A 6857-nucleotide genomic window follows, 5' to 3' on the forward strand; every position below is an offset into this window, starting at 1 on the left:
GGTGCCGCTCAGAAGGCGATGAAGCTGTAGTGGCTGGCGGGAATGCTGCAGACCTGCGCGCCGGCCTGCTGCAAGTCATTCACCAGTGTCGGCTCGACCACGTGCAGAGTCCACGGCGCCAGCGCACCGTCGCCTGGGGCGAGCAGTGCGGCGCCCAGTGCAGCGGTATCGGGCAGGTAGGCGGTGAAGCCGTTGCCTTTGAGTGCGCTGGTGGTGATGCCCAGTTGCTGGCAGATCAGCGCCTTGGTGTGGATATCCTCGCGGTCGGCCTGGCGTGAGCGCTCGATCAGTTCGGCGAGCTGGCGGTCCATCAACTGGCTGCCGTGGATCAGCACCGGGCCGCGTTGCCAGGCTTCGCCGGGGCAGTCCTTGGCCGCGGGGCGCAGCGGAATGTGCGGGTTGATTTCCATCGGGTAGATGCGGCACACCAACGGGCGGCGTTCATAGATGCGGCACAGGTTGTCGGCGTCCAGGTTGCGACAGGCCCCGGGGTTGAACGCGGCGAAGGTGATTGCCACATGCGCCTGGGTGCTGCCGCAGGGCACGGCGCAGGCGCGCCGCATGGCGTGCTCGCGCTGTGCGGCGGGCAAGCCCAGGCCGTTGGCCAGGAACGCTTCTACCAGTACGATCACCTGGCCGCCGTCGCCCACCCATTGGCGGGCCTCGTCGAGGGTCAGGGGCACGTGGTGGCCGTTGCAGCACTTGCCGCAGCCGGTGCAATCGAACTGAATGGAGGTTGCAGCGCTGTTCACGGTTTGACGGGTGTCCATTCGGTGACGAAGGCGGCTTTACGCTGCTTGTCGAACAGGCAGAGTTCGCTGCCTTTCTGATTTTTCATGTGCTTTTGCGGGTAGTGGCCGGTGACCAGCAGGGCGGTGTAGCCGACGCGGTCGTCGAATTCGGCGGGTGTGCTGGCGGGTTTCGCGTCCTTGAACTGGCTGGCGGCGACGCAGGCCTTGGTCATGGCCTTGTCGTGCTCGGCCCAGGCTTGGTCGCTGGCAGCGTGGGCACCGAGGCTGAACAGGGCCAGCAGGCTGAAGATCAGGGTTTTCATGGCGGGCGGCTCGGCGGGGGAGAGGTCGGTGATTATGCCAGAGCATTGATTATTGCAGCAGCGGGAGCGTTTCAGCGTTTGTCAGGCGGGCCTCTGTAGGGGCTTCCCGCCAAACACTACCGCGATCTGCGGCGAACCCCAAGGCTGGCGTTGCCAGCCTCGGTAGTTCGACCGCAGACCTCAGTGCTCCGCATACGCCACAGTACGCGCCGCCACGATGAGGCAGTCGGTCAGGTCCGGCGACGAGAACTTGGTCAGTACCGCATTGGCACCCGCCAACTTGGCCTTTTCGCTGTTCATCGCGCTGTCCAGCGAGGTGTGCAGCAGCACATATAGATGCTGAAAATCAGGCGTTTCACGCAAGGTCCGGGTAAACGCGTAACCATCCATCTCGACATCTCGATGTCCGACACCACGACGTTGATCTCCTGCTCGGTGCCTTGCAGCTCCAGCAAGGTTGCGATGGCATCCTTGGCACTGCGCGCGGTGTGGCATTCCAGCCCCAGGCCACGCAAGGTGTGTACCGACTGCTGCAGCGCCACGTGGCTGTCATCCACCACCAGTATGTTGGTGGCCTGCAGCACCGCCGCATCCTCGCTGTTCAGTTCGCTGGTGTGCATCTCGCGCGGCGGCGGCGCGATGCCGTGGATGACTTTCTCGATGTCCAGCACCTGCACCAGCGTACCGTCCACCTGGGTCACCCCGGTGATGAACGCCTTGCTGCTCGACCCGTAGGGCGGCGGTTTGATGTCGGTGCTCAGGCAATGCACGATCTTGCTCACGCCTGCACATGCAGGCCCTGCTTGGTACGGCTGATGTCGGTGACGATCAGGCAGCCACCGTTGGGGTCTTCCAGCGGCCGCTCGCCGATGCGCGCGACAGGTCGATCACCGACAGCGAGTTGCCACGCAAGGTGGCCACGCCTTTGACGTGCGGGTGCGACTCCGGCAGCTTGGTCAGCGGCGGGCAGGGGATGATCTCGCTGACCTTGAGCAGGTTGATCGCCATCAGCTTGCCGCTGCGCAAGGTGAACAACAGCAGCGACAGCGAGTCGGCGCGGGCATTTTGCGAGGCCATAGGCACCTTCAGGGCAAATAGAACACGGGAGATGCCGGGTTATCGACCCGACCGCGCCAGGCTTTAATGTGGCGCTGCACTTCAGCGTAGCCCCAGTCGCCGCGCCAGGCGACTGAGGTTGGCACGGTCCAGCCCCAGCTCGCGCGCAGCGCTGGCCCAATTGTGCTGATGACGCGCCAGGCAGGCCTCGATCAACTGGCGCTGGTACAGGTCCAGCGCCTGGCGCAGGTCGCCCGACACCCCCGGCATGGGCGCTGCGACAGCGCTGGCGGGCGCCGCTTGGGCGGCCCCCGGCAGGTCGAAGTCGCTGGCCTCCAGGGTGAGGATCCTTGGCCGTTCGCGGTGCTGGCCCAGCGCCTTGAGCGATGAGCGCCCGATCAGGTGTTCCAGTTCGCGCACGTTGCCGGGCCAGGCGTATGCCAGCAGCGCCGCTTGCGCTGCAGCGCTCAGGCGCAGGCTGTTGAGGCCCATGCGCGAGCGGTTCTGTTCCAGGAAGTAGCCGCTGAGCAGCAGCACGTCGCGCCCGCGCTCGCGCAGCGCCGGCACCCGCAGCGGGTATACGCTGAGGCGGTGGTAGAAGTCGGCACGGTAGCGCCCGGTGCGTACCTCCTCGGCCAGGTCGCGGTTGGTTGCGGCAATCAGGCGCACGTCCACCTGGTGCTCCTGGTCCGAGCCCAGGCGCTGCAATTGCCCGCTTTGCAGTACGCGCAGCAGTTTGGCCTGCACGCTCAGCGACAGTTCGCCCACCTCGTCGAGGAACAGTGTGCCGCCGTTGGCCAGTTCGAACTTGCCACGGCGCTCGCCGACGGCGCCGGTGAAGGCACCGCGCACATGGCCGAACAGCTCGCTTTCGACCAGGGTGTCGGGCAGCGCGGCGCAATTGAGGCTGATCATCGGTTTGTTGGCGCGGGTCGAGGCGTGATGGATGGCCTGGGCCACCAGCTCCTTGCCCACGCCTGTCTCGCCGGTAATCAGCACGGTCAGGTCGCTGCTGGCTACCAGGCGGATCTCTTCGAGCAGGTGTTTGTGGGCCTGGCTCTGGCCAATCAGTTCCTGGTGCTGCTGGCCGCTGGCCTGGCGGTAGATTTCGGCACGCTGGTGCTCGTCCTCGACGCGCAGTGCCAGGTGTTCGATGCGCCGCGCCACGTTGACGGTGGCCGCCGCGAGGCTGGCGAAGGCTTGCAGGGCGTCCAGTTCGACCTGCTGGAAGCGTTCCGGGTCGAGTGCATCCAGAGTGATCAAGCCCCATGGGCGCTCATCCACAAACAGCGGGCAACCCATGCAGTCGTGGACTTCCAGGTGCTGGTGCAGGCCTTCGACCAGGCCATCGTAAGGGTCGGGCAGTTCGCTGTCGCTGGCAAAGCGGGTGGGTTCGGCGCGGCTGAGCAGCGCCTTGAAGCGCGGGTGTTCGCTGACCTTGAAGCGCCGGCCCAGGGTGTCGGCGCTCAAGCCGTCCACCGCCAGCGGCACCAGCCACTCGCCGTCCAGGCGCAGCAGCGCGGCGGCATCGCACGGCAACAAGGCCCGCATGGCTTCGAGCAGGCGGCGGTAGCGCTCGCGTTCGGGCAGTTCGCGGGACAGGTCGCTGACCAGCGGCAGCAGGGCGGTAAGCAGAGGTTTTGCGGTCATAATGACTCCTTAGAGTCCTTATGACTCTAGCAGCTTCTTGGTCATTTTGACTCATGTGTTTTTAAGTACTTGATTTAAAAGGACTAAATAGCTGGCACGAATTATGGAAGAGCCAAGGCAGATTATCTAGAAGCCAAAGGCCCAGGAGTTCACCCATGCTCAATGCCCAAGACCGTGCCATCGTCAAAGCTACCGTGCCCCTGCTGGAAAGCGGCGGCGAGGCGCTGACCACGCATTTCTACAAGCTGATGCTCAGCGAGTACCCCGAAGTGCGCCCGTTGTTCAACCAGGCCAACCAGGCCAGTGGCGATCAGCCGCGTGCGCTGGCCAACGGCGTGTTGATGTATGCACGGCATATCGACCAGCTCGAGCAACTGGGCGGGTTGGTGGGGCAGATCATCAACAAGCATGTGGCCTTGCAGATCCTGCCGGAGCATTACCCGATCGTCGGTAGTTGCCTGTTGCGCGCCATCGAAGAGGTGCTGGGCAAGGCAACCGCCACCCCTGAAGTGATCGCAGCCTGGGGCGCGGCCTACCAGCAGCTGGCCGATATTCTGATGGGGGCTGAGGAAGGCCTGTATCAGCAGAAAGCCCAGGCGCCGGGTGGCTGGCGCGGGGCGCGGGCATTCCGCTTGGCGGCACGGGTGCAGGAGAGCAGCGAGATTGTCTCGTTCCACTTTGCGCCGGTCGATGCCGGCCCGGTGCTCAAGGCCGAGCCTGGCCAGTACCTGGGTGTGCAAGTGCTGATCGAGGGTGAAGAACACCGACGCAACTATTCGCTGTCGGCGCTGAGCGATGGGGCCGAGTACCGCATCAGCGTCAAGCGCGAGGCGGGCGGCAAGGTTTCCAACTTCCTGCACGCGCACTTGCAGGTGGGCGATACGCTGAACCTGTTCCCGCCTGCCGGCGACTTCACCTTGGCCAGCAGCGACAAGCCGTTGGTGCTGATCAGTGGCGGGGTGGGCATTACGCCAACCCTGGCGATGCTGGATGCCGCACTGGCAAGCGGGCGCCTGGTGCATTTCATCCACTGCGCGCGCAATGGTGCGTTGCATGCGTTTCGCGACTGGGTCGACGAGCGCGCGGCGCGTCATCCACAGCTCAAGCGCTTCTACTGCTATGCCGAGGATGACGGGGTGAGCTCGCCCGCCGACGCGCTGGGCCTGCTGAGCAAGGATCAGTTGGGGCAGTGGTTGCCGGTCGAGCGTGACCTGGATGCGTACTTCCTTGGGCCCAAGGGCTTCATGGCAGTGGTCAAGCGCCACCTCAAGGGGTTGGGCGTGCCCGAGCAGCAGAGCCGCTACGAGTTCTTCGGGCCGGCTGCCAGCCTTGAATAAGGCGTGACGGCCCCTTCGCTGGCAAGCCAGCTCCCACAGGTCATGCGGCGTACAAAAAACCTGTAGGCGCCGGCGTTGCCGGCGAAGCGTTTGACCTTAATTCTCTTTTAATCGGTTTATCCTTCACTCCCAGTGGTCATGGTCGGTGTGTAGAATTGCGCCCTGGCTTGAGCCACCTATCTATTCAAGGGAACGGGAATGAACGAGCAAACGCAGCGCCTGAATCGGGAACGGCGCTTTCTGGTACTGCTGGGCATCATCTGCCTGGCCCTGATCGGCGGCGCCCTGTACATGCAGATCGTGCTCGGGGAAGCGCCGTGCCCGTTGTGCATCCTGCAACGCTACGCACTGCTGTTCATCGCCCTGTTCGCCTTTATCGGCGCAGCCATGCCGGGGCAACGCAGCCTTACGCTGTTCGAAGCACTGGTGGTGCTCAGCGCCATCGGCGGCATCGCCGCTGCCGGCAATCACGTGTATATCCTCGCCAACCCGGCCGTCAGCTGCGGTATCGACACCCTGCAGCCGATTGTCGACGGCCTGCCGCTGGCGTCGGTGCTGCCGCTGGTGTTCCAGGTCGACGGTTTCTGTTCCACACCCTATCCGCCGGTACTGGGGGTTGTCGCTGGCACAGTGGGCCCTGGCGGCGTTTGTGCTGACGGCAGTGCTGGTGCCGCTTGGCATTGTGCGCAATCGCCGGCGTGGTTAGACAAAAGTCATGTGTTTAAGCAGGTGCGCAGCCCCTCGGAGAATTCTGCGCAAGTCGCAGAAGTGTTGATCTGAATCAAGGTGCGCGCCTTGCCGTACGGGCGTTTCAGGTCTATTGCCAGGGGTGCGACAAACTGTCGCGAAACTGATTTTGAAGGGTTGATTGTTGCAGTTCCTGTAAAAGACTGTTGCTCAATAAGTCATAGTAATGGCAGGTTTACCTCACTACAATCGCCCCCAATTTCCGTTCGGCACCGCTTGCGAGTCGCAGGATTAAAGGAGCTCAGGCCCCTTTCGTGACTCTGACGAGCATCGCCTGCGGCGATGCCGGGCTGACCCCCCTCCCGTGATTTTCCGCACCAAATGGAATTGGTCCGAACACAGGCCCGATTGCCTACGAAGTCAGAACAATAAGTACCGTTCTACACCGGTTCTGCCGAGCAGCCGCAGCTGAATTCCGGCGTGACCGTATTCGATCCCATAAATGCTGACGCTTGGCAGGACGAAGTGTTGGCGACCAAAACACAAATTGCATTGAAGCAAGCTGCTCTAGAGGTCGTGAGATGAGTAAAAAGCGTTACCCCAGACTGTTTGGCATTCTGCCCTTTTTAGGCATGCTTTTACTCAGTGGGTGCAACTGGACCCTGCTCGACCCGAAGGGCCAGGTCGGCATTGAGCAAAGGAACCTGATCCTGATCGCTACCGGCCTGATGTTGCTGGTGGTGATTCCTGTCATTTTCATGACGATCGCGTTCGCCTGGAAATACCGTGCCTCCAACAAGGCTGCCACCTACACCCCCGACTGGTCGCACTCGACCAAGATCGAAGTGGCCGTATGGACCATCCCGGTGCTGATCATCATCGCCCTGGGTTATGTCACTTACATTTCCACCCACAAGCTTGACCCGTACCGTCCACTGGATTCCGACGTGAAGCCGGTGCAGATCGACGTGGTCGCGCTGGACTGGAAATGGCTGTTCATCTACCCGGAACAGGGCATTGCCACGGTCAAACAAGATCGTCTTCCCGGCCAATACCCCGGTCAACTTCCGCGT

At 63.0% G+C, this 6857-nt stretch carries 4 protein-coding genes and 3 pseudogenes; 3 read left to right on the top strand and 4 right to left on the bottom strand.

The window, feature by feature from the left end; translation table 11 throughout:
- Positions 1–8: 8 nt before the first annotated feature.
- The 4 genes and pseudogenes from G3436_RS14540 to norR all read right to left on the bottom strand — a co-directional run bounded on the left by G3436_RS14540 (position 9) and on the right by norR (position 3760).
- On the bottom strand, positions 9–770 hold the full coding sequence (locus G3436_RS14540) for a YkgJ family cysteine cluster protein (protein ID WP_163946126.1): 762 nt from the start codon (positions 768–770) through the stop codon (positions 9–11).
- Positions 749–1054 carry a hypothetical protein gene (locus G3436_RS14545; protein WP_163946129.1) on the bottom strand — a complete coding sequence of 102 codons (306 nt, stop codon included), beginning with the start codon at positions 1052–1054 and terminating at the stop codon, positions 749–751. Before G3436_RS14545 ends, G3436_RS14540 begins: the two co-directional genes overlap by 22 nt.
- Positions 1055–1234: 180 nt before the next feature.
- A pseudogene (locus G3436_RS28560) lies at positions 1235–2131 on the bottom strand (chemotaxis protein CheW).
- Between the two features lie 81 nt (positions 2132–2212).
- Entirely contained in the window at positions 2213–3760 is a 1548-nt protein-coding gene (gene norR / locus G3436_RS14555) for a nitric oxide reductase transcriptional regulator NorR (protein ID WP_163946132.1), read from the bottom strand.
- Between the two features lie 155 nt (positions 3761–3915).
- Between norR and hmpA the strand changes: the two genes are divergently transcribed.
- The 3 genes and pseudogenes from hmpA to G3436_RS14570 all read left to right on the top strand — a co-directional run.
- A complete protein-coding gene (gene hmpA / locus G3436_RS14560; RefSeq protein ID WP_163946134.1) occupies positions 3916–5097 on the top strand; it encodes an NO-inducible flavohemoprotein in 1182 nt (393 codons plus the stop codon).
- 198 nt (positions 5098–5295) lie between these two features.
- Positions 5296–5803, top strand: a pseudogene (locus tag G3436_RS14565) (disulfide bond formation protein B).
- 562 nt (positions 5804–6365) lie between these two features.
- A pseudogene (locus tag G3436_RS14570) lies at positions 6366–6857 on the top strand (cytochrome ubiquinol oxidase subunit II); the annotation flags it as partial.

This window comes from Pseudomonas brassicae (assembly GCF_010671725.1).
Lineage (GTDB): Bacteria > Pseudomonadota > Gammaproteobacteria > Pseudomonadales > Pseudomonadaceae > Aquipseudomonas > Aquipseudomonas brassicae.

Bases quoted from the DNA above. Each gene is read 5' to 3' on its own strand.
- hmpA (WP_163946134.1), top strand. From the start codon at position 3,916: ATGCTCAATGCCCAAGACCGTGCCATCGTCAAAGCTACCGTGCCCCTG.
- G3436_RS14545 (WP_163946129.1), bottom strand. From the start codon at position 1,054: ATGAAAACCCTGATCTTCAGCCTGCTGGCCCTGTTCAGCCTCGGTGCC.
- G3436_RS14540 (WP_163946126.1), bottom strand. From the start codon at position 770: ATGGACACCCGTCAAACCGTGAACAGCGCTGCAACCTCCATTCAGTTC.
- norR (WP_163946132.1), bottom strand. From the start codon at position 3,760: ATGACCGCAAAACCTCTGCTTACCGCCCTGCTGCCGCTGGTCAGCGAC.